The sequence below is a fragment of the Blautia sp. HA9023 genome (assembly GCF_056504095.1).
This window is the reverse complement of sequence record NZ_JBWLUR010000009.1, coordinates 252,775-274,707: the sequence shown is the minus strand read 5'-3', so window position 1 is coordinate 274,707 and position 21,933 is coordinate 252,775. Positions and strand designations below refer to the sequence as shown.

Sequence of the window (21,933 nt, the reverse complement as noted above, 5' to 3'; positions counted from 1 at the left end):
CCTTAATTTGATATAAAACTGAATATCTGAATAGAAATATTCCATTTTATTTGTTAATAACTAAGACTTCCCATACCTAAAATGGGATTCGCACCTTGAAAATTCAATATTTCAGCTAACAAAATAGCAATTTATGCCGCTACAGCCTTGGGATGGAGTGCATTTCGCAGATATTCCGGCAGTCTTGCTTCAAAATCAGTGGTAAAAGCAGTCAGTTGTTCATCACTGAGCTTTAAATTTTCTTGAAGGCTCGCCATTAAGGCATCCATTAGGATGCCAAGTGATCTGTTGAAAGTAATGTCTGCCATTTCATCAACAAGGAAGAAGAACAGTTCCCCAAGAGTTCGCTGATCTTCATTTTGTCTCTGTTCCATTGCAAGTAACATATATCTGGTAAACACAATGGCCACATGGGCTGTCAGTGCATCATAAGATAAACTATGGCATTCTCCAATCAGGTTCAGCATGGATTTACAGGTCTTGAAGAAAACCTCGATCTGCCAGCGTTTCCCATAAATACGGATGATCTCTTCTTCGGAAAGAGTAGTATCTGTACAGATAAAGGCAAGCCAATCCCTGCGATTTGCTTTGTTCCTTACGCAAACAATTTTTGCAGGAATTGGATTTTCTTTTCCTACCATAACATCAACAGAAAGCAGATACTTTGATCTGCCGCGGCGTTTTTTATTCCGGGAATAGATCTCTTTGATATTCAGCTGTTCACCACAGTACAAATATTTAATCCGGCTGCTTTTCTTGATCATGGCAATCACATCCATACCTCTTGAGTGAATGTCTGTGACCTGTGCCGGGTTGGAAAACCAGGAATCAAACAGGATATAATCCGCTTTCAGTCCTGCACTGATGGCAGTATCCAACAGTGTCATCATTACTTCCGGTGCTTTTGTCTGAGCAAGTTTGCGTCTTTTGCCTGCAAGGGTTCTGTTATCAAAGGTCTTTACCGGGCCAATGATATTTGTATCTTTTGCGGATGCCAACAGACAGCTGTTAACAGGAATCAATGTATTTCCATCACTCCAGCTTAAAGTAAGCACTCGGAAGCCTTTTTTGAAATGCATATCCGTGTGGTCAAAAACTCTTGATCCCCGTTCTGTTTTCTTACAGCTTGTGCGATTAAAAAGACTGTCATCAATGATGAATACATTTTTTCTTTCTTGGTTTGTCAGATCACGAATGTCATTATTCACGATATCTGCTGCAAGAAGAGAAGTAAAACGGAGCCAGTTTGTTTTTGTAGAATTAAGGAAGCGATAGAAAGTGTTTTTAGAAAACTGTTCCTTAAAAGAGCCGGTTCGTTGCTGCATATACATACTTCTTCCGATAAAAATGTTACTGAGCTTGTAACGAAGCAGGGAAACAGGTGAAACACCTTTTTCTTTCATTCCGTTGCATTTAGCAAGAAGTTTGCCGACATGATATTTGGAAAAAAATCTTTGAACACAGTCGATTAAGTCGTTCTCATCGAAATGGTTTTGTGGTATACTGGACATGGCATAAATCTCCTTTGTAAAGATGGTTTCTAGTCAACTCCATTATACCAAAGTGAACAGATTTATGCCTTTTTTATTGGCTGAAATATTGAATTTTCAAGGTTCAACACACCGCATCGGTGTGGGAAGTTTTAGTCATATATTTTTATGTATTTTCTTATTCTGTGGTTCCGACCAATATACCAAAATCATATATCTTCATAACCTTTCATTTGTAATATCGTCCATATAATTGATAACATGTTCCATATCACGCGCCGCATCCACCTGCAGTTTTTCACAGATTAAGAAAATAAATGAAAGAAAGGAAGTTTTGTCGCATCACAAACCCCCCACTCTTTTATCTTTGGTTATCTTCTCGTCTGATAAAATTCGTACATGCTTCTGTCTCTGTCGCAGGATAAGGCACCCCTTCTTTCTTTCCAAGGGCAAAACATCTCATCATCCATACCATATTTCTGGCAAGATTCCGCATGGTCTGCATTCCTTCTTCATCCTGCGGTGCTTCCTCTCCATACAGACCATGCACCATGTTCCAGTATGTAGAACCAGCAACCGGCATCTGTGCAATTCCGAAATATTTATTCAGACCATCCAGCGCTGCAGTTGTTCCGCCTCTTCTTGCAACAGCTACCGCTGCTCCCGGTTTAAATTTAAAGACATCATAAACTTCATCACCCCCTGCACTGTAAAACGCCCGGTCCAGGAAATCATAAATCCTTCCACTGGGATGTGCAAAATACACCGGCGTTGCAAAAACAAAACCATCAGCAGATTTCGCCTTTTCTACAAAATCATTCACACCGTCATCTTTAAACACGCACTTTCCTGTTTTCTGACAGACATTACACTGCAGACAATCCGCAATCGGCTTTCCGCCCACCTGAATCACTTCCGTTTCTACGTTCTCTGCGTGAAATACTTTTTCCATTTCTTTGATTGCTGCCATTGTGGTTCCGTTGGGGTGGCTGCTTCCGTTTAGTAGTATTACTTTCATGTGAATACCCTCCTCTTTATTTTACAAAAAATTTTACAATTTCCCTTTTAATTCAATTGAAACATGTCCATGGCCTCCTCCTGGGATATATGGTCCAAAACATGCAAAAACTTTTTTCCCGGGTTTGATATAAAACTGAATATTTTCTAAACTTCTTTTTATAATTTATATGCTATCTCATCTTAACATTAAATCTACTGTCCCATTCCAATCTTCCCAATCAACTCCACATCCGCCGGCAACCAGTCTACTTTATCCAACTCGTTCTTCTTTAGCCATTTCGCATCTTCAGCTTCTTTCAGTACCAGATTGCCTTTTATCACCTCACACCAGAAGCAGTCCATGGACAGATGAAAGGTTGGATAGTCATATTCTATTGTATCAATCAGTTCTCCAACAGAAATTTCTGTATCCAGTTCTTCCATGATTTCTCGTTTCAGGGCTTCCTGGGGTGTTTCTCCTTCTTCTATCTTTCCACCCGGAAATTCCCAGCCGTCTTTGAATTCTCCGTATCCCCGCTGAGTTGCAAAAATAATATCTTCACCATTTTTATTTACTGCTTTGATAACTGCCGCTACTACTTTTATTGTTTTCATACTATTTATTTTCTCCTGTTATAATTTTGCTTTCTAAATATCTGAGCAAATCTTCTCTAACCGCATAATGCATTTTCATTGTCACTTTTGTAATGTCCCTTAAATTTCCGTTATTGTCTTTTTTCTTATCACCGATGATATTTATAATGTCGAATGTCCCCATATAATAAAAACTGGTTTCTGCATCACTTTTCTTAATAAAAAGATGCCGTCTCTTTGCTTCTACAACATCTTTCATATAACCACTTTCCGGCCCTTTGCCAATCTGAGAATCCCATTTAAAAATCATATTATCAACAAACATGTCTGCATAATCCGGCTTTCCATCTGCATATAATTTATCTTCATTTTCTGCTCCAACTTTGTGATATGTTACAAAAATGAAAACATCTTCACCAATTCGTTTCATACCGTACATCGTTGATGATAAGTCTTTTTCACAATTCATCAAAAAACTTACATCTCGCCGAGAATATTTTTCATATAAAACAAATTTACTATCCTTTGCATAGCTGTATTTGTTTTTATATCTCTTTAGCCCTACCAAGACAATATCTTTCATCTGTTTACGAAATTCTGCATGACTTAACCGTTGCGTATAACTATACATTCTTTCCAGCATATCGTCTGTATTGGCTTTCACAATTTCAATATTTGCAAATTTCTCATATTCTTCTTTATTGCTTACAAAATGTCCTTCAAGAACATAAATCGCATTATCCCAAGCATTTTCATTTTCAATCAAATATTCCTGTTTCATTTTTTCCAAAAATGTTTCTTTGGTGATACTCTCTTTTTCAAATAAATCTTTTAATATTTCCAATTCATAAGGTCTTACACCACTTAATACAGTTTTACAAAGATATTCTAATGTTACCTTCTCCTGTTCAGAAATTACCCCTTTGTAAATTTGAGGTTCTACGATACAAAGAAAATCCTGGTATGTTTTGTATTCTCGTATAAGTACCAGTGGATCAATTTCACCATTTTCATAAAAGTCCAGTAAATATGGAATTCTGCCCAAACGATTTTTCAGCATCATATAATTCTCGCGAATAATAGCTCTTATTCCTCGGATTTTATCAATAGAATGAAATATTCTTTCTTTAGAAATTTCATCAAAATGAATCGTTGAAGATCCTGGTATGATATTATTTCCACTAATCATATATTTTCGGATCGTGTCAGAATTGTAACTTCTGTCTCCATATAATGCAATCGGGATCATAAAGTTATTCCGATAATTTCCGATAAAATCCAAAATCACCACAACAACACATTAGCTTCATCGATTCGGCTGCAAAAAATCAAACCTTTTACACGTTCTCCGCTATGGCCAAAATATTCCGCCTGCTTCATAACATGTTCTACACGTTCATCCGATGTCAGATATCTGAAACTTTCCATTTTTTCTGTTGCTGATTTTCCCGCGTCTGAGATAACCTTCAGATCTGTAATCCCAAAATAATGAAATGTACATAACAGATCCTCTTCCATTGCATCCTGTAAACGAATCTCATAGGCAATCTGATGATTAAAGATTTCATAGATATTTCTGCCTTCCAGATTATCGTCCCGTTTATCCGGTGTTGCAGTCATACCTAGCCATAGCTTTGGAGTAAAATATTCCATTACTTTTTTGTAGCTGTTTGCAGAACTGTGATGTGCTTCATCGATCACGATCGCATCAAACGCATTCCTGTCATATTTCTCCAAAACATCTTCTTTGCTCAGTGTCTGGATCGTTGCAAAAATATAATCCGCATTATAATCCTGATGTTTCCCGGTAACCATTCCCATAGAAACACTTTTGTCAAATACTTTCTTATAAGATTCCAACGCCTGCTTTGCGATCTGTCCTCTGTGAACAAGAAACAGCACTCGTTTATATCCAAGTTCTCTCATGGCAAAAGCGGATGCATATGTTTTTCCCGTTCCTGTAGCGGAGATCAACAATGCCCTCTTTTCACCAGCTTCCACGATTTTCTGAAGATTTGTAATAAAACCAATCTGCATGGAATTGGGCTGTAGACGATATTTTTCTATGGATGTGATTTCTTCACTTCGGGCAAGTTTTCGCTGTTTTTTTATGAGTTCGTATCTCTTTTTATAGTTTTCGTAAAACTCATCAAAATCCAGTGCATACTTACTATTCCAAAGTTCATAAAATTCATCTACTACACTTTTTGACATTTCACCCTGGCTGGTGGATACAATTCGTGTATTCCATTCCCGGTTTGTAGTAAGTGCTGTTTTTGTTATATTGGAGCTTCCTATGATGATCCTGTAGATTTCTGCTTTCCGAAAAATATATCCCTTTGTATGAAATCCTTCTCCGGATTTGTCTACATCATACATTTTCAGCGTTATATTAGAAAGCGCATTCAGCGTTTTCAGAGCTTCCGGTTCACTGAAACTTAAGTAATTGGTTGTAAGAATTTCACCTTTTATCCCTTTCTCTTCCAGCTCCTGCAAAATCTGCAATAAGGGTGTAATTCCGCCCATTGTAATAAATGCAACACTGATCTGAAACTGATCGCAATGTCATCAATTCATCCTCTATTGATGACAGCACCTTTTTCCCCTGTTTATAATCGTTTGAGATAAACTGTGGTTTATATGCCAGATTTGATGTACTTGTTTTATCTATGTATGCGGTTTCAAATCCATTACGTAATTCCTGAAGTTTTTCCTGCATTCCCATTCGTACTATTTCCAATCCTGTTTTTAATGAATGTTTATTGCCAATATCGATTTTTATAATTATACCATTGTTCTGTCCCTATTTGTTTTGCAATTGTTGATCTTACAAATATTTTCTCCCATACACCACAAAAATCCCTTCCCGCACCGCACATCCACATCCTGGAAATGATTCCCCTTATTCCATTCCAGCACACACTCTATCTTCTCGCTGTTTTTATAACAGCTATCCATTTCCCGGATGTTCTGCCCGACCTGGCGCATTGCTGCATTCCGGGTTCTCTCTTCACGGTCTCCCAGGCTGAGATATACCCTTTTCGTTTGTATCTGTTTTGTTTTCATATATTCCAGCCATCCTGGAAACCAGACCGACGGAGACATTCCGGCTGCTGCCGCAAATTTGACAGCGCAGCTTTCCTGGTAAGCGCTCCACAGGGCAAACAGTCCCGCAAGGGAATATCCTCCCAGGATCACCGGAATATCTTTTATATTTTCTTCTAATCCATATCGTCTTCCAATCTCCGGTATCAGCATTTTTTCTATAAATGCCAATGTCTCTCCGGCACCTTTCCCAAAGTCCTCTTTTCTAAATACCGCCGGAGCACACCAGGGTGACAGATCCTGATTCCAGTCTTTTACCAGAAACGAAACCAGCAGAAAACTTTTTTCCGTGTGCTCTGTCATAAACCGGATCTGCTGATCCAGCATCTGTGAGTGTGGTTCGTTAACCGGCTGGAGCAGAAGATATTGCGGATTTTTCTTTCCATATGCAATGCATGTAATTTCGTTGATCTCAAAAATATTTTTTTCCATAATCATTTTCTCACGATACATAATATCCAATCTTATCTCTGGCCATCCGGTACTGTTCCAGGGACATGACAACCTTTCCTTTTCGGGTATCAATAAGGCCGTCTTCTTTCAGTTTTGTGATGGTTCGGTTGATGGTTTTTACAGTCATGCCCAGTTCTTCCCGGATTCCTTCTCTCGTTTTCCGAAGGATAACTTCTCCCTTCTTCTCGATATTGTGGGTGGAAGCAAATTTCAGCATATAGTCCAGAAACAGGAATGTAGGAGGATAAAATAATCTGGCACCCCGGTTATAGGAGGAGCGATAGAGTTTGTATGCAATCTTGTGGGCTACCAGCCGCAGAAGATGGATATCCTGGGCGATCCACATCTCAAAATCCTCCCTAGAGATCATAAACACCACACATTCGGTCAGTGTTTCAATGGATACGGATGTGAGCGGTTTTTCCGCAAGAATGGTAACTTCGCCGATAAAATCAATTGCTTCATTTTTTTCGATCATAAATACATTTCCATTCTCAAATTCATTGATCACCCGGTGGTCTCCACTGCATACGATCCCGAAATAATCCAGGGGATAATCTTTCTGATGGATGATGGTCCCAGGCGGAAATTTCCGGATGGTGTAACGGGTTTTCAATTCTTCCGGCATGTTTTTAAAGTAGGTTTCTGCCTCCGGATAGGTTTCGATCAGTTCTTCCAGTGTCATTTCGCGTCTCCTGATACAGGCAGATTACATGGGATCATCTGCCGTTTTTCATAAAACAGATATTTTTTTCCTTCTGCCTGTTTTCTAAATCCCCTGACATAAGAATGGTCATATTATATCATGGTATTCTCATAATTTTACAAATTTTTCTAAAAAAGTACCTTTTGTCCTTTTTTTTGCCTTTCCAAAAGCGTACAATCCTCACCGTGAAGAGTTCAGATGAGCATCGTTATTTACATATTGATCTGCTTTGTCCAAAGCTCTGCACCGGATTTCCACAGATGGTATCCGAAACACTTTACTGGCAGTTTTTTGCATCCAACCAGTTGCTTATCACAGATGGGAGCCCCGAAAAACTGTCTCTAAACACAGGGAGGAAAGAAATGAAGCAACAGGACTTTATGTATTCAGGCCTTGGCGAGCGCCTGAAAAAAGAATGGAAAATCTATCTCGCCGCACTGATCTTTATCATAATTGCTGATTCCATAGGACAGATCAAGATTCCCCTGGGACCAGGAACTTTGATCTTGTTTCCTATTTTTTATTCTATTTTTCTTGGTATCCTTTCAGGGCCTCAGATTCTGAAGATATTCAAAAAGCCTGAGGTAAAGGCTGCATCCAAACTTGTTATTGTATGTATCTGTCCTTTTATCGCCAAGCTTGGCATTAACGCAGGTGCAAGCATTGAGACTGTGATCTCCGCAGGTCCGGCACTTCTCCTTCAGGAGTTCGGAAACCTGGGAACCATCTTTTTATCACTGCCGATTGCACTGCTCCTTGGCCTGAAACGTGAGGCTGTAGGCGCCTGCCATTCTATCAACCGTGAAACAAACCTTGCTCTGATGCAGGATGTTTTCGGCCCGGATTCTGCTGAAGCCCGGGGAAGCCTTTCCATTTATATCATCGGTGGAATGGTTGGAACTATCTTCTTTGGATTCATGGCAACTGTGATTGCCTCCACCGGTATCTTCCATCCATATTCTCTTGGTATGGCTTCCGGTGTTGGTGCCGGTATCATGATGGCAACAGCTACTGCTACCTTATCGGAAATGTTCCCTGCAATGGCCGATCAGATCAGTGCACTTGCAAGTGCCAGTGAAACCATTTCCGGTATTGACGGAATTTACATGGCTCTGTTTGTAGGTATTCCACTGTGCAACTGGCTTTATGCAAAACTGGAACCCAAGCTTGGCCCCATCCATGACAAACTAACTGGAAAAGGAAGAAAAGGAGAGAAATAACAATGAGATATATTGAGTGGGCTGTAATGTTTCTTGTGGCAGGCATCGGAATCGCCCTTGCCAACTTTGTAGGATTTCAGGTAAACTTTATGGATTCTGTCCCAGGCATCCTGATCCTTCTTGCGATCTCTTTTGTATCCGTAGTGATCAGTAAGCTGGTACCTTTTAAATTGCCGGTGATCGCTTACTGTTCTCTTATCGGACTTCTTGTGGCAAGCCCGTTATGTCCGGCACGTGAGTTTGTGATCGAAGCTGCCGGAAAGATCAATTTCACCGCACCGCTGACTATGGTTGGCGCTTATGCCGGAATCTCCATCAGCGACCAGCTGAAAGAATTTGCAAAACAGGGATGGAAAATGCTTCTCATCGCGGCTCTGGTCATGATCGGAACTTTTACCTGTTCTGCCATCATCGCCCAGATTGTTCTTTCCATGACGCATGTGATCTAACAGATCTGACCAGATCAGATATGTCCCCTGTGACATCACAAAAACACGAAACAGCGTGATGAACTTTCTTGTAACTGTCTTCAAGCCGGCTGGTGTATTTTCACTGACCGGCTGTTTTTTCCTGTCACCCAAAACAAAGATTTCAAAAATCAGCTTTAATCTGAGAGGTAAACATGAACGAAAAAACAACTTGTGATATCTTAATCCGCAACACTTCCATCCTGGATGAAAACTTCCAGATCCGGTGCAATATTTTCATCGCCATTCAGAACGGAATCATTCTTTCCATCACTGAAAAAGAACCTTCCGGTCTTACAGTCACAAAAATCATCGACGGGAAAGATCTCCTGTGGATGCCAGGTCTTGTGGATGGCCATATGCATACCGGACAGCAGCTTCTCAAAGGTGCGGTTCTGGATGAACTGCCTATGATCTGGACCAGGATCATGCTGCCTTTTGAGAGCACTCTGACTCCGGAAAAAATGCGCCTCAGTGCCAGCCTTGCAGCCCTTGAGATGATCAAAAACGGAACGACCGGTTTTGTGGACGCCGGAAGCTATTTTATGGAAGAAGCCGCCAGAATTTATCTGACTTCCGGTCTTCGTGGCGCACTTTCCCATTCTTCCATGGATCAGGGAAATTTTCCGGATTCCATCCGCCAGACCACAGAGGAAGTTCTTGCATCGGAAGACCGGCTTTTTGATGAATTTCATGGAAAGGGTAATCTGAAGGTATTCTATTCTTTACGGGCACTGATGAACTGTTCCCCTGCACTTATCAAAGCCACTGCCGGGCGAGCCACAGAGCGGAATACTTTTTTCCAGGCTCATATGAACGAATACGCAGGGGAAGTGAATTATACTCTGGAAAAATACCGAATGCGCCCTGTGGAATATCTGGATTCCCTTGGAGTCCTGAATGAAAATTTTCTTTCTGCACACAGCATCATGTTGTCCGCCCACGAGCGTTCTCTTCTTGCAGAAAATCAGGTAAAAGTTGTTCATTGTCCTTTCAGCAACTGCGGAAAAGGTGTACCGGATACTCCTTCTCTTCTGGAGCAGGGAGTCTGCACCGGCCTCGGCACTGACGGAGCCGCCCACGGAGGCCTAAGTCTCTGGAATGAAATGAAGATCTTCCGCTCTGTTATGAATGCTTTCTGGGGAGCAAAAAATGCTGATCCCGCTGTAATGCCTGCAAAAACCATCCTGAAAATGGCCTCCGAAAACGGTACACACCTTCTCGGCGAAGAAAAATCCGGTGTATTAAAAGAAGGGTTCAAAGCAGATCTGATCTCCATCAACTGGCGCCAGCCTCATCTTCTTGCCACAAACAATCCGGTAAATACACTTCTGGAATGTGTCTGCGGAAATGATGTGTCTGACAGCATTGTAAACGGAAAGCTTCTGATGCGAAACCGCCAGGTCCTGACCCTGGATGAAGAAAAGATCCTTTGGCAGGCAGAAAAATATTTTACTTCCGGGGAGGTGTCTGAATGAGTTCTTTAACCATCCTGACTCTCGCGATCATCGCAGCCGCAAATATGGCAGTCGGCGGATGCATCGGAATCTGTGGAATTGCCGGTTTTCTGCTTCCCATGCTGTATACCAGCGGACTGGGCTTTGATGTGACCTATGCGCTGGCACTCAGTTTTCTTGCGTTTCTGGTGTCCGGCATCATTGGTTCTTTCAATTATTACAAAGCCGGAAATCTGGAGGTACGGATGTCCCTGAAACTTGGTATCGGCAGCCTCATCGGAGCCATTGCCGGTGTGTTCCTCCAGTCCATGATCGAGAAATCCACAGCAAAAACCATCCTTTATCTGGTGGTACTGTTTTCCGGTGCTTCCATTCTGGTCCGGATGTGGAATGAAAAACGGAAAGCGGATTCTGTCTCTGCAAAGAAAGTTATTTCCGATGGAAAAAAATCAGCATCTTCTAATCCTTCCCATCCAAAATCTATTGCAGACCATATGGGATTCCTGATTTTCCTCGGAATCACAACCGGAGCGATCTGTTCTCTCTCCGGTGCAGGCGGCCCGGTACTTGTGATGCCTCTTCTGGTAGCATGCGGAGTGTCCGCAAGGATTGCCGTCGGTGTGGCACTTTTTGATTCTGTGTTTATTGCCATTCCTGCATGTATCGGCTATCTTTCCAGAATTACCTGGACAGAAATCCTGGGACTTCTGGTGCTGATCGTTCTGACTCACGGAATTGGCGTATGGCTTGGAAGCCGGTTTGCAGGAAAAGTTCCGGTTCAGGGGCTGAAAATATTTGTAGCCGTTTTCTCTGTCTGCATCGCAATTTATATGCTGGCATAAAATACTGTAAATTATCTTTTTTTGTTGCATCATTCTAAAAATTCCTGTATAATCAACATAATCATTACAACAAAAGAGCGTAACGTACAAGGGCGTACAGCACATATTTTCATATGTCTGCACGCCCTTGTGTTATTTCTGCAGTCTTCCGATGATCACTTTCTCCATCACAGCATAAGGTATCTTTTTCATACCTGCCGACCTTAGAGCTTCGGAGATCTTTTTTTGAATATTGCAGAATCCGCTTTGAGAAAGGGAGGAGATTTCTATGATGAATGCAATCGGAAATGTGATAAACCAGATTGACAGCCTGGTGTGGGGCTGGTGGATGATCATTTTGCTTCTGGGCACCCATATTTTTATGACCATCCGTACCGGTGTGATCCAGCGAAAGATCGGTACTGCCATCCGCCTGTCTGTTACCAAGGATCCCGACGCAGAAGGTGAAGTCAGCCAGTTTGGTGCTCTGACCACAGCACTTGCTTCTACCATTGGAACCGGAAATATCATCGGTGTGGGAACCGCCATTGCTCTTGGCGGTCCCGGCGCAGTTCTCTGGTGCTGGCTTACCGGTGTTTTCGGAATCGCCACCAAATACAGCGAATCTCTCATTGCCGTAAAATACCGTGTCAAAACCAAAGACGGCCGTATGCAGGGTGGTGCCATGTATGCTCTGGAGCGTGGACTGAATATGCGCTGGCTTGGTCTGATCTTTGCATTCTTCGGCGGTTTTGCTTCCTTTGGAATCGGATGTGCCACACAGGTCAATGCCATTGCAACGGTATGCAATGAAAACCTCCATATCCCACCTGCAGTGATCGGTATCGCAGTAGCGGTTCTTACTGCTCTTGTTATTTTCGGTGGGATTAAATCCATTGCAACGGTATGTGAACGTCTTGTTCCGTTTATGGCATTTTTCTATGTGATCGGCTGCATCATCATCCTTGGGATCAATTTTGACTTTATTATCCCCGCTGTAGAAACCATCTGCAAGCTTGCATTTACACCAGGGGCTGCTGCCGGTGGTCTTGTAGGACGTGGTATCATGATGGCCATGCAGTATGGAATCGCAAGAGGACTTTTTTCCAATGAATCCGGTATGGGTTCTGCTCCTATCGCTGCCGCTGCTGCTCAGACAAGAAATCCGGTACGTCAGGCTCTTGTTTCCAGCACCGGTACCTTCTGGGATACCGTTGTAGTGTGTCTGATGACCGGTCTTGTTCTCGTTACCAGTATTATGAAAAACCCATCTATCGATATGGGAAATATCACAGATGGCAGTGTCCTTACCACCCTTGCTTTTCAGCAGATCCCAGGTTTGGGTCCCGTGATCCTGGTGGTAGGTATCATTTCCTTCGCATACTCTACCGTCCTTGGATGGGCATATTACGGGGAACGGTGTGTCGAGTATTTTTCCGGCAAAAAAGGCCTTATTCCATATCGTGTTCTGTACATTGCGGTAGCCGCCATTGCTCCTGTTATTTCTCTGAATCTGGTATGGACCGTAGCCGATATCCTGAATGCCCTGATGGCCATTCCGAACCTGATCGCAGTATTACTTCTTTCCAATGTGATCATAAAAGAGACCCAAAAATATATCAATGATCTGGATGCACGGGATGACACACCTGTAGAAGTGATCGATAAGTAAAAACACACAAATATGATTATTTTATATAACAAAATTACAGCTCCGACTGCTTCTGATATTACAAAGCAGTCGGAGCTGTTCATTTATGATCGGAACGCAATCGCAAAGCAATTACTTTCATAATAATACATCCTGCTCTTTCATCTCTTCAGACACTGCAAGATATTCTTTGCTGTTTTCCACAATCCCAAGTTTTTCTTCCCAGGTAAGATTACGTTTGATTCTGGCCGGACTTCCCATTACCAGAGAACCATCCGGGATTACTGTATTCTTGGTCACAAGGCTTCCGGCTCCTATGATGCAGTCGTTTCCAATCTTTGCACCATCCAGGATCACTGCCCCCATTCCGATCAGTGTCCGGTCTCCGATGATACAGCCGTGGATTACTGCATTATGTCCTACAGTAACATTATTTCCGATATGGACCGGCATGTTATGGCTGACATGAATCGTACAGTTCTCCTGGATATTCGTCTCCTCTCCAATCACTACAGGAGCATCATCTCCACGGATCACTGCATAATACAGCACACAGCTGTCACGACCGATCGTCACATCACCCAGGATCACCGACTGTTTTGCGATCCTGGCACCTTCTGCAATTTTTACATTTTTATAATTCATATTAATCTCCAAACATTATCAAGGGGATATTCGCGATCCGCAGGATATTTCCCTGATTCAGCTAAACTTTTTTCAAACCACAGACTGTCTTCAGCCCATGTTATATCTGGTACGGATCACGATATCTGTATATTGGAATTCTTTCTCCGGCTTCTTACTGTCAAATAGTAGCTGAAAAAGAATGGTCACCGGGGAATGCCCCTGTACAGCGGCATCCTGGCCGATAAGGAAATTAATGGTACCCTCTTTCAGCCATTTCAGATTTTCTTCCAGAAAATCGTTGGCGATCACATGCATGGTTTTGTCTTTTCCAAGCTTCTGTAGCGTCTGGCAGACACCCTTTACACCATGACCCGTAATATAGATACCGGTCAGTTCCGGATAAAGTTCCAGAAGTTCTTCCACGATCTTGGATGCCACCCACTCATCATCATAGGAATATCTTGTATCCACAACCTCAATTCCCGGGAAACTTTCCTTGATCTCTGTTGAAAATCCCTTCTGCCTGCTGATCAGGCCAGGATTGGCAACCTGTCCGGAAATGATGGCAACCTGTCCGCTTCCTCCTGTCATTTCCCCCATCAAGCCTGCTGCTGTACGACCGGCCTGAAACGTATCCTGTCCCACAAAACATAATCGCTTCGTATCTTCCAGATCTGCATTAAAGGTAACTACCGGAATTCCATACTCTTCCTGATACTGATCGATCCTCGCTCTTAATAACTGATCTTCCGATGGTGTCAGCGCAATCCCGTTAAAACCTTCTTCCCGGAGTTCTTCCATTGCAGCCATTACTTTTTCCGGCTCCACACCCTCGATCTCATAGATCTTTACCGTTCCGCCAAAACTCTCCACTTCTTCTTTTGCTTCCAGGACACCCTTTAAAACCTGCTGCATAAAAGGGGTCTTCATATACTGAAGGATCACACCGATACGGATCTTCCGCTTTGCCATAGCAAGGGCACGACCTGCACGGCTGGGTTGATACCCCATCTCCTGAGCGATCTTTTTGATCTTTTCCTCTACTTCCGGGCGGATACGGCCTCTGTTGTTCAGTGCCCTGTCCACGGTGCCTCTTGAAACCCCGGCCGCTTCCGCGATCTGCTGTAACGTTACTGCCATATTTTACCCTCCAAAACATCTCCTGTGCTTACTGTGTTCACGTGCACATATTTTTACTTTATTATACACATTTACGTGTTCTCAGGCAATCCCTGATTTGATTATTTTTATAATTTCCAGGCAAGTCCCCACCCACTGCTTATCTCTTTTCGCACCCCCACAAGAGACTTACTTGATTTTGTAAAAAAATGCTTCCGAAAATTTTTCCGGAAGCATTCTTATTTATCATTCTAAAACAAATCTCTGCGTCAGTCCAGAAGCTCCTGTACCATCTCCGGGGTAAAGGTCACGGCTTTCACATGATCCACCTCGATCTGATACAGCGCATTGGCCGCGATATGCTCTGCCGCCTGCTCCAGATCACGGATTCCTGTAGTGTCCTCAAATTTCTTGATCACTGCATCCAGCGCCTCATCGGTTACAATACATTCTTCCGGCTTCAGGCTCATACGTTTCAGAACTTTTGGAAGTGCAAATCTGGAGAAGATGATCTTCTTTTCCTCCGGTGTGTAATCCGGAATGTCGATCACTGCAAAACGGGACATCAGAGGAGCACTGATCTGTGCCTTGTCATTGGCTGTGGCAATCGGATAGACACCAACGGTCGGAACCATACATTCCATGTAGTTATCTGTGAAACCAAGATTATCCAGAAGTGTCAGAAGCACATCTGCCGGATTTCCGTTGCCTTTCCCTGATGCAGCCTTGTCAAGCTCGTTGATAATAAATACCAGATTGGATTCTCCTGCCATGGAAAAAGCCTCCATGATGATTCCTGGCTTGGCATTTGCGTAGACACGGGAACTTCCGGTCAGCTGTTCCGGATCGTTAATGGAACTCATATCCAGAGTTGTCCACGGCATTTTCAGGATCCTTGCAACTGCATAGGCGATCTGAGATTTACCGGTACCCGCCGGTCCTACCAGAAGCAGTCCGTAAGCAGGAAGTGTATGGGTACGGTTGATCTGGATGATCGTCTCAATAATCCTCTGTTTTACACGTTCCATTCCATAAAGTTCCTCATCCAGGATACGACGTGCTTCCTTGGGATCAATAGACTCAAAGTAATTATGTTTCCACTGAATGTTCATCATGATGGAAAGTGCTCTCTGAGCATGACGTCTTTCCTCCTGGGAAACCTCATGGGAGCGGGCAACTGCCAGGTTTCTTCTCGCCCAGAGACGGATATTATCCGGCATGGTCTTTCCGGCACAGGTCATAAAGTCGGTGATACTCTGAATGCTGGTGAGCTTCATGTCATCACCGTCTTCTTCCTCCTCATCGTCCTCATTTACTTCTGCCGGCGCACTGCTTGCAAAGAGACGCTCGATCATGAACTGAAGAAATCCATCCTCTGCAGAAAGCTTGGTACCGCCGCCAAAAGCGATCTCACGGATCTTGTAAACGGCATATCCCTCTTCTGTATTCTGTCCGGAAAGACGGATGTTGATATGATTTTCTCCGAGCCATTTAATCAGGCTTGTAAAACGAGAATCGATCTTCAGGATATCTGCCGGAAAAACACCGTCCTCTTCCTTGAACTCAAATGCAGTCTGCTTTGCAGGATTGGAAAAATATCCGCAGGAATGATGTTTCCACTCTCTTTTGCTGTTATCCAGGATCAGCACCGGTTTCTCCGGTGTGGCTTTTGTCTCATTGGAACGAAACGTTGTATATGTGCACTGGCTCTTTGTCTCATTTTTGTCTGCCGGTGCCGCACTGAAATCAAAAACTGGCATGTGCTTTACTCCTCTTTCTCTGAAAATATCTTTCGCAAGGCGGATTTTTCTGTTCCACTTCGCCGTATGTTCATGAACACGATTGTTTCACGGTTTGCATTCAGTGTATCACGGATTGGAAATCTCAACAACTGGTGATCTGATTTTTTATGCATTTTTTTGCATAAAACCATGATGTTTCCTCTGCGGACTTGTCTTCGTCATTTTCCCATAAGCTGTTTAAACAATTTTGCAGTTTGCCGATTGACACTGTCTGTAAACTGTGTTATCGTGCAATTATGTTGGCTTTATATTTTTTACAAAAGCTGACACAATTACGGTACCTGTGGATTTCCTGTTTGTAAAACGTGCACTCCCATTACTGTAGTTGTATTTTTTTGGAGGAGGAAATGAGAAATCAACTTTCGCAGCGGGATGACTTTTATCCACAGATCGTTAAGCTTGTCATCCCTATCATCATTCAGAACCTGCTCAGTGCAGCGGTCAATTCTGCTGACGTTATCATGCTGAACTTTGTAGGTCAGTCATCCATCTCCGCAGTTTCCCTGGCAGCAAATTATTCCAATGTCCTGTTCATGGTATACTACGGTCTTGGTACAGGTGCTACCCTGCTTTGTGCCCAGTATTACGGAAAAGGGGATTACAAAGCCATTCAGATCATTGAGGGAATTGCACTTCGTTTTTCCATGATCATCTCTATTCTTGTGGCTCTGGTTGCGTTTACCATGCCGCAGATGATGATGAAACTGTTCACCAATGACCCGGAACTTCTGGCCATAGGTTCTTCTTATATCCGCATTATGGGTATCACCTATATCTGCTGGGGTATGACGGAGGTTTATCTGGCTGTCCTTCGAAGTATCGGGCGGGTGACTGTCAGCATGGCCATGAATATGCTGGCTTTCGGGCTGAATATCCTTTTGAACGCAACATTTATCTTCGGCCTTTTCGGAGCTCCAAAACTTGGAGCCACTGGTGTTGCCATTGCTACCGCGCTTTCCAGAACCGTGGAGCTGATCGCATGTTTTATCGTTTCCGCCTTCAGTAAAAATGTACGGCTGGATCTTCGGTATATGTTTATTAAAAATAAGCTGCTGTTCAGCGATTTTGTACGGCTTTCCCTGCCGGCTCTTGGCAATGATATTTCCTGGAGTGTTGGTTTTTCCATGTATTCGGTGATCCTCGGGCATCTTGGCACAGATGCAGTTGCTGCCAATTCTCTGGTTGTGGTTGTCCGTAATATTGGTACAGTTTTCTGTTTTGGTATTGCAAGCGCAGGTGGTATCCTTCTTGGAAATGTGATGGGCCAGGGAGATCTGGAGCGTTCCAAGCATTATGCTTCCAAAACTTTGAAACTTACAGTGATCGCCGGTGCTTTTGGCGGCCTGATCGTTCTTGCTATTACGCCTTTTATCATGAAGTTTGCTTCCCTGACTCCTACGGCTATGCATTATCTGAAGTATATGCTTCTGATCAACTGTTATTACATTATGGGAACTGCAGTAAATACAACCCTGATCGCCGGTGTATTCCGTGCAGGCGGTGATACGAAGTTTGGCCTGATCTGTGATACCATTGATATGTGGGTATATGCAGTACCACTTGGATTCTTCGCCGCATTTGTACTGAAGCTACCGGTTATGTGGGTGTATTTTCTGCTCTGTACGGATGAATTTGTGAAGTGGCCTTGGGTTATTAAGAGGTATCTTAGTGGAAAATGGGCTAAGAATATTACCCGTGAGGATATATTTGAGAATAATAAATAGAATATTGGGTGGATGTGGAGTATTGACTTTTACTGACAAACGGACGCAGGAGAGCGCAGATCAAGCTGCGCTCTCCTGCTGTGTTTTCATTGGGTGAAATTTCCAGTCAATTCAACAGGACAGAACGTTCACGTTCGTCTCCGTCCCTTCCGGTTTGAAATGCCAGCCCCCGACGAAGCCGCAGAGCCGGACAGATACTGTCTCCCGGGCGTCCGTTCAGCACCAACACCTTCCGCCCGACTCCCTCCCCGGTACACCAGACCGAACCCGCAAACTACACCTGCAATCTTCTTATCACACACTCTGTCAAACGTCCAACACTCTCCTGCACCTCCCGGATCTCCTCCGCCGAAATCCCATTTTTATGAAATCCCCCGGTACAAATAACTCTCCTGTTCAATTCTCCGGAAACTTTCTCCGCCATCCATCTGCAGATCACCTCATCCTTATGCCCCGGAAAATTCAAAACCGAAGAAGTCGCACTCACCGAACCATCCCCTGACAGAGACACCCTCGGTTCCGTCTGCACCACACACCCCAGATGCGGTCGCTCCCCGCCCTGCAGGCAAAGAAGCACATCCTCACCGATCAATGCAGCACTGACCTCCAACTGACATCCCGCAGCCACCATACATTCCGTCACAATCCATTCCATCTACGATACTCCTTCGCTTCAATCCCAAACGGCTCCAGAAGCTTTGCCGCAATATGATATACCATATCATCAATACTTTCCGGCTTATGATAAAACGTCATCATCGGCGGAATGATCCGCACCCCCGGGAGCATGGAAAGCTCATAAAGATTCCGGAGATGGATCCCGCTTAACGGCGTTTCCCTGGCAGCCAGCACCAGCGTTCTCTGCTCCTTGATCGTCACATCTGCCGCACGCAGGATCAGATTATCCGCATAGCCGCTGTGGATACCCGCAATCGTCTTCATGCTGCAGGGTACGATCAGCATTCCCTCTGTTTTAAAAGAACCACTGGCCGGTTTTGCCCCAATTTCCTCCGGTGCACATACATGATCAGCCAGTCGTTTCACATCATTCACTTCCAGTTCCGTCTCCTGCCGAAGAGTCAGTTCTGCACTGGAACTCATGATCAGATAAGACTCAAAATCCGGATCCTCCCGGATAATCTCCAGACATTTTACAAGGAGCGGCAGGCCACTTGCACCTGTCGCACCGACTACAATTCTCTTTTTCATTTTTTCAGCCATTTCTCCGGATCCAGTTCCATAAAACGCGCTCTGTGGAAATGATCTTTCAGATCATAAGGTACCGTACAGTCAAAAATCGTTTTGCATGCAATTCCATGATCCCGGATACTTGGAGAAAATGCCGGATCATTGGACGGATCCAGCGGATGGCATCGAACACCCGGAATGGTGATCACATCCACATCCCCCTGGAACCTTGTGTTCATTGCCCAGAGAACATCATTCATGTCAAAGCAGTCCACATCTTCATCTACGAGGAATACATTTTTCAGCTCACTGAACGCGGAAAAGGCAAGAAGTGCAGCCTGACGCTGTCTGCCCTCATCACTTGGCGAACGTTTCTTAAACTGAAGAACAGCCATATATTTTCCACCGCCGGCACTGCTGCAGTATACATTCTGAAGTCTTCCCGGCATCGCCTTCTCCACCATTCCATAGATACTGGCCTCTGTAGGAATTCCTGCCATGGAAACATGTTCTTCACTTGGTCCGATACAGGTCTGCATGATCGGTTTCTCCCGATGCGTTACCGCAGTTACCTTGATCAGCCAGCACTGGTCACTTGCAGGACCAGTATATCCCGGAAACTCCGGCATCGCATAGCCGGTATTGCTGTTCTGATCTTCCTTTACACGTACTCCAGGGATCACTTCTCCCTCGATCACATATTCCGCATTTGCAATAGCACGCTCATTTACCGTCACACATTTACAAAGCTCCACCGGTTCTCCACGCAAAGCCCCTGCCACAGAAAGCTCATCATATCCCAGCGGTGTTGTAGGCGGCTCAAAGCAGGAACCGATCTCAATGGCGGGATCAACTCCGATACTGATAGAGATCGGAAGCTTCTGTCCCAGTTCCTCAGCACGCTCCGCCATTGCTCCGATATGTCTGGCCCCAGGTGTAAAGAAAATCGAAAGCTCATCTTTTCCCTGAATACAGAGACGGTGAATCGTCACATCATGTACACCAGTATCCGGATGTGTGGCATAACACATACCAAGTGTAATGTACGGTCCAGCATCATCCGGTGTATTGGTCGGTGCCGGAACCAGCTTGTACAGATCAAAATCCGGATCTGTTGCTTTATGGATCACCTGCTGACACGGTGCATCCCCTTCAAAATCTATCGGTGGAACAGGATTCTCCACACTTTTACAAAGCATCTTTCCAAGATTTTCCGGCTGGGTATCAAGTAAAGCAGCAACTCTTTTCCTGCTTGCGAGAAGACCGATGGCTACTTTTGCATCCGGATGTCCTTTCACATGATTAAAGATCATGGCCGGTCCCTCTTTTGTAGGACGCTTTACTGTTCCACCAGCTCCTACATAACGGTATACACCTGCAAGCTCTGCCATCGGATCTACTTCCACATCTGTCTCGATCAGCTGATCCGGCATCCGTTCCAGAAGTGCCAGGGCACTTCTTAAATCTCTTACTTTCTCTGCCATAAAAACCTCCTGCATTCTCTTTATTTCCTGATGTTATTTTATCTCTTTTTCACGTGGTCAATCAATTCTTTCTATGGTATAATTGTTTCCAATATGGAATGATTCGGTTAAAAATCAATATCCTATGAAAGGCAGGTGTTATCATGACTCTCGAACAGATCGACTATTTTATCTGCACGGTCCAGTCCCGGACTTTTTTTGATGCAGCGGAAACCATGCATATCTCCCAGTCCTCTCTTTCCAAACAGATCATGAAACTGGAAAAAGAACTGGACCTCACCTTATGGGATCGTAGTAAACGGACTGCTGTGCTTACTCCTGCAGGGGAATTTTTTTATAAAGAAGCACTTAAGATTTCCAGACAGTATCATCGTTCCATGGAATCAGTGTCCCATTTTAAGGACTGTGAATCCCAGACCCTTCATATCGGAACCCTTCCTTTTCTCTCCCAGTACCATCTCACTTCTGTGATCCACAGTTTCTGTGCCGCACATCCGGAGCTTTCTTTCTCTCTGAAGGAGGTGGAAGATCAGGATCTTCTCTCCGGCCTCGAAAAAAATCTTTTCGATCTGATTTTTGTACGGAAGCACATGCTGGATCTGAAACTTTATACTTTTCACGTTCTCACAGAAGACCGGTTGGTTGCCGTACTTCCCAAAAATCATCCTTCTGCGTCCAAAAAAACGGCCTCTCTTACTGAACTGAAAAGGGAAATTTTTATCCTGATGCCCCCACACACTTCCATTTACCGTTTCTGCATGCAAAGTTTTCATGATGCAGGGATCCATCCTCAGATCCTGCGTACTGCCCGTGCAGAATCCATCGTCAGCGCAGTGGAAATTGGTGAAGGAATCAGTCTTCTTACAGAAAGCAGCTTTCAGCTTTTCCGTCAGCCTTCTCTTGCTGCAGTCCCGATTAACGGACTGGAAAAATTATCCGTTGGAGTTGCCCATAAAAAAAATATGGCTCTCACATCTTCCGCAGAATGTTTTCTGCAGTATGTGAAAAGCCATATATAAAATATTT

21 protein-coding genes are annotated in these 21,933 nt (G+C 43.8%); 7 read left to right on the top strand and 14 right to left on the bottom strand.

Going from position 1 to position 21,933, the window contains the following annotated elements:
• Positions 1-131 precede the first annotated feature (131 nt).
• From AC04Q6_RS15035 to AC04Q6_RS15000, 8 genes are all read right to left on the bottom strand, one after another.
• The gene (locus AC04Q6_RS15035) at positions 132-1,511 is read right to left on the bottom strand and encodes an IS4 family transposase (RefSeq protein WP_118071594.1); all 1,380 of its coding nucleotides are present in this window, start codon (positions 1,509-1,511) and stop codon (positions 132-134) included.
• Positions 1,512-1,851: 340 nt separating this feature from the next.
• Complete coding sequence (locus AC04Q6_RS15030) at positions 1,852-2,508, bottom strand: flavodoxin family protein (protein WP_118071593.1); 657 nt, start codon at positions 2,506-2,508, stop codon at positions 1,852-1,854.
• A gap of 194 nt (positions 2,509-2,702) precedes the next feature.
• The gene (locus tag AC04Q6_RS15025; protein ID WP_118063019.1) at positions 2,703-3,104 is read right to left on the bottom strand and encodes a (deoxy)nucleoside triphosphate pyrophosphohydrolase; all 402 of its coding nucleotides are present in this window, start codon (positions 3,102-3,104) and stop codon (positions 2,703-2,705) included.
• A gap of 1 nt (position 3,105) precedes the next feature.
• On the bottom strand, positions 3,106-4,332 hold the full coding sequence (locus AC04Q6_RS15020) for a DUF3427 domain-containing protein (RefSeq protein ID WP_243004423.1): 1,227 nt from the start codon (positions 4,330-4,332) through the stop codon (positions 3,106-3,108).
• Positions 4,333-4,367: 35 nt separating this feature from the next.
• On the bottom strand, positions 4,368-5,588 hold the full coding sequence (locus AC04Q6_RS15015) for a DEAD/DEAH box helicase family protein (RefSeq protein ID WP_476389761.1): 1,221 nt from the start codon (positions 5,586-5,588) through the stop codon (positions 4,368-4,370).
• The gene (locus tag AC04Q6_RS15010) at positions 5,545-5,808 is read right to left on the bottom strand and encodes a hypothetical protein (protein ID WP_476389760.1); all 264 of its coding nucleotides are present in this window, start codon (positions 5,806-5,808) and stop codon (positions 5,545-5,547) included. Before AC04Q6_RS15010 ends, AC04Q6_RS15015 begins: the two co-directional genes overlap by 44 nt.
• A 59-nt stretch (positions 5,809-5,867) precedes the next feature.
• The gene (locus tag AC04Q6_RS15005; protein ID WP_202031865.1) at positions 5,868-6,620 is read right to left on the bottom strand and encodes an alpha/beta hydrolase; all 753 of its coding nucleotides are present in this window, start codon (positions 6,618-6,620) and stop codon (positions 5,868-5,870) included.
• Between the two features lie 10 nt (positions 6,621-6,630).
• Positions 6,631-7,326: a Crp/Fnr family transcriptional regulator gene (locus AC04Q6_RS15000; protein ID WP_118063021.1), complete on the bottom strand. Its 696-nt coding sequence runs from the start codon at positions 7,324-7,326 to the stop codon at positions 6,631-6,633.
• 383 nt (positions 7,327-7,709) lie between these two features.
• On the opposite strand from AC04Q6_RS15000, the gene AC04Q6_RS14995 reads away from it, so the two are divergent.
• From AC04Q6_RS14995 to AC04Q6_RS14975, 5 genes are all read left to right on the top strand, one after another.
• Positions 7,710-8,567: a DUF3100 domain-containing protein gene (locus AC04Q6_RS14995; RefSeq protein ID WP_021976854.1), complete on the top strand. Its 858-nt coding sequence runs from the start codon at positions 7,710-7,712 to the stop codon at positions 8,565-8,567.
• Between the two features lie 2 nt (positions 8,568-8,569).
• A complete protein-coding gene (locus AC04Q6_RS14990) occupies positions 8,570-9,016 on the top strand; it encodes a hypothetical protein (protein WP_118063026.1) in 447 nt (148 codons plus the stop codon).
• 173 nt (positions 9,017-9,189) lie between these two features.
• Positions 9,190-10,512, top strand: a complete 1,323-nt coding sequence (locus AC04Q6_RS14985; protein WP_476389759.1) for an amidohydrolase family protein — start codon at positions 9,190-9,192, stop codon at positions 10,510-10,512.
• Entirely contained in the window at positions 10,509-11,333 is an 825-nt protein-coding gene (locus tag AC04Q6_RS14980; protein WP_242997027.1) for a sulfite exporter TauE/SafE family protein, read from the top strand. The genes AC04Q6_RS14985 and AC04Q6_RS14980 overlap by 4 nt, the downstream gene beginning before the upstream one ends.
• Positions 11,334-11,604: 271 nt before the next feature.
• Positions 11,605-12,984 carry an amino acid carrier protein gene (locus AC04Q6_RS14975; RefSeq protein WP_476389765.1) on the top strand — a complete coding sequence of 460 codons (1,380 nt, stop codon included), beginning with the start codon at positions 11,605-11,607 and terminating at the stop codon, positions 12,982-12,984.
• A 117-nt stretch (positions 12,985-13,101) separates the two neighbouring features.
• Here the strand turns inward: AC04Q6_RS14975 and AC04Q6_RS14970 are convergent, their stop codons facing one another.
• From AC04Q6_RS14970 to AC04Q6_RS14960, 3 genes are all read right to left on the bottom strand, one after another.
• On the bottom strand, positions 13,102-13,608 hold the full coding sequence (locus AC04Q6_RS14970) for a gamma carbonic anhydrase family protein (RefSeq protein WP_118071590.1): 507 nt from the start codon (positions 13,606-13,608) through the stop codon (positions 13,102-13,104).
• A gap of 90 nt (positions 13,609-13,698) precedes the next feature.
• Positions 13,699-14,730 carry a LacI family DNA-binding transcriptional regulator gene (locus AC04Q6_RS14965; RefSeq protein WP_118071589.1) on the bottom strand — a complete coding sequence of 344 codons (1,032 nt, stop codon included), beginning with the start codon at positions 14,728-14,730 and terminating at the stop codon, positions 13,699-13,701.
• 248 nt (positions 14,731-14,978) lie between these two features.
• Positions 14,979-16,469, bottom strand: coding sequence for an AAA family ATPase (locus AC04Q6_RS14960; protein ID WP_118071588.1), 1,491 nt, complete (start codon positions 16,467-16,469; stop codon positions 14,979-14,981).
• Positions 16,470-16,858: 389 nt separating this feature from the next.
• On the opposite strand from AC04Q6_RS14960, the gene AC04Q6_RS14955 reads away from it, so the two are divergent.
• Positions 16,859-18,235, top strand: a complete 1,377-nt coding sequence (locus tag AC04Q6_RS14955; RefSeq protein ID WP_021976846.1) for an MATE family efflux transporter — start codon at positions 16,859-16,861, stop codon at positions 18,233-18,235.
• Positions 18,236-18,509: 274 nt separating this feature from the next.
• Here the strand turns inward: AC04Q6_RS14955 and lpdD are convergent, their stop codons facing one another.
• The 3 genes from lpdD to AC04Q6_RS14940 are packed head-to-tail and all read right to left on the bottom strand — an operon-like array spanning position 18,510 to position 20,907.
• Positions 18,510-18,890, bottom strand: a complete 381-nt coding sequence (gene lpdD, locus AC04Q6_RS14950; protein ID WP_244832602.1) for a prenylated flavin chaperone LpdD — start codon at positions 18,888-18,890, stop codon at positions 18,510-18,512.
• A complete protein-coding gene (locus AC04Q6_RS14945) occupies positions 18,875-19,444 on the bottom strand; it encodes a UbiX family flavin prenyltransferase (RefSeq protein WP_174087621.1) in 570 nt (189 codons plus the stop codon). Before AC04Q6_RS14945 ends, lpdD begins: the two co-directional genes overlap by 16 nt.
• Positions 19,441-20,907, bottom strand: coding sequence for a UbiD family decarboxylase (locus AC04Q6_RS14940; RefSeq protein WP_118071616.1), 1,467 nt, complete (start codon positions 20,905-20,907; stop codon positions 19,441-19,443). The genes AC04Q6_RS14945 and AC04Q6_RS14940 overlap by 4 nt, the downstream gene beginning before the upstream one ends.
• Before the next feature lie 143 nt (positions 20,908-21,050).
• Between AC04Q6_RS14940 and AC04Q6_RS14935 the strand changes: the two genes are divergently transcribed.
• Positions 21,051-21,926 (top strand): LysR family transcriptional regulator, encoded by an 876-nt coding sequence (locus AC04Q6_RS14935; RefSeq protein WP_118071586.1) that lies wholly within the window; start codon positions 21,051-21,053, stop codon positions 21,924-21,926.
• Positions 21,927-21,933 lie beyond the last annotated feature (7 nt).

What these genes read in the sequence shown, in the direction of transcription:
- AC04Q6_RS15035 (WP_118071594.1), bottom strand. Translation starts at nt 1,511, where the DNA reads ATGTCCAGTATACCACAAAACCATTTCGATGAGAACGACTTAATCGAC.
- AC04Q6_RS15030 (WP_118071593.1), bottom strand. Translation starts at nt 2,508, where the DNA reads ATGAAAGTAATACTACTAAACGGAAGCAGCCACCCCAACGGAACCACA.
- AC04Q6_RS15025 (WP_118063019.1), bottom strand. Translation starts at nt 3,104, where the DNA reads ATGAAAACAATAAAAGTAGTAGCGGCAGTTATCAAAGCAGTAAATAAA.
- AC04Q6_RS15020 (WP_243004423.1), bottom strand. Translation starts at nt 4,332, where the DNA reads ATGATCCCGATTGCATTATATGGAGACAGAAGTTACAATTCTGACACG.
- AC04Q6_RS15010 (WP_476389760.1), bottom strand. Translation starts at nt 5,808, where the DNA reads ATGGGAATGCAGGAAAAACTTCAGGAATTACGTAATGGATTTGAAACC.
- AC04Q6_RS15005 (WP_202031865.1), bottom strand. Translation starts at nt 6,620, where the DNA reads ATGGAAAAAAATATTTTTGAGATCAACGAAATTACATGCATTGCATAT.
- AC04Q6_RS15000 (WP_118063021.1), bottom strand. Translation starts at nt 7,326, where the DNA reads ATGACACTGGAAGAACTGATCGAAACCTATCCGGAGGCAGAAACCTAC.
- AC04Q6_RS14995 (WP_021976854.1), top strand. Translation starts at nt 7,710, where the DNA reads ATGAAGCAACAGGACTTTATGTATTCAGGCCTTGGCGAGCGCCTGAAA.
- AC04Q6_RS14990 (WP_118063026.1), top strand. Translation starts at nt 8,570, where the DNA reads ATGAGATATATTGAGTGGGCTGTAATGTTTCTTGTGGCAGGCATCGGA.
- AC04Q6_RS14985 (WP_476389759.1), top strand. Translation starts at nt 9,190, where the DNA reads ATGAACGAAAAAACAACTTGTGATATCTTAATCCGCAACACTTCCATC.
- AC04Q6_RS14980 (WP_242997027.1), top strand. Translation starts at nt 10,509, where the DNA reads ATGAGTTCTTTAACCATCCTGACTCTCGCGATCATCGCAGCCGCAAAT.
- AC04Q6_RS14975 (WP_476389765.1), top strand. Translation starts at nt 11,605, where the DNA reads ATGAATGCAATCGGAAATGTGATAAACCAGATTGACAGCCTGGTGTGG.
- AC04Q6_RS14970 (WP_118071590.1), bottom strand. Translation starts at nt 13,608, where the DNA reads ATGAATTATAAAAATGTAAAAATTGCAGAAGGTGCCAGGATCGCAAAA.
- AC04Q6_RS14965 (WP_118071589.1), bottom strand. Translation starts at nt 14,730, where the DNA reads ATGGCAGTAACGTTACAGCAGATCGCGGAAGCGGCCGGGGTTTCAAGA.
- AC04Q6_RS14960 (WP_118071588.1), bottom strand. Translation starts at nt 16,469, where the DNA reads ATGCCAGTTTTTGATTTCAGTGCGGCACCGGCAGACAAAAATGAGACA.
- AC04Q6_RS14955 (WP_021976846.1), top strand. Translation starts at nt 16,859, where the DNA reads ATGAGAAATCAACTTTCGCAGCGGGATGACTTTTATCCACAGATCGTT.
- lpdD (WP_244832602.1), bottom strand. Translation starts at nt 18,890, where the DNA reads ATGGAATGGATTGTGACGGAATGTATGGTGGCTGCGGGATGTCAGTTG.
- AC04Q6_RS14945 (WP_174087621.1), bottom strand. Translation starts at nt 19,444, where the DNA reads ATGAAAAAGAGAATTGTAGTCGGTGCGACAGGTGCAAGTGGCCTGCCG.
- AC04Q6_RS14940 (WP_118071616.1), bottom strand. Translation starts at nt 20,907, where the DNA reads ATGGCAGAGAAAGTAAGAGATTTAAGAAGTGCCCTGGCACTTCTGGAA.
- AC04Q6_RS14935 (WP_118071586.1), top strand. Translation starts at nt 21,051, where the DNA reads ATGACTCTCGAACAGATCGACTATTTTATCTGCACGGTCCAGTCCCGG.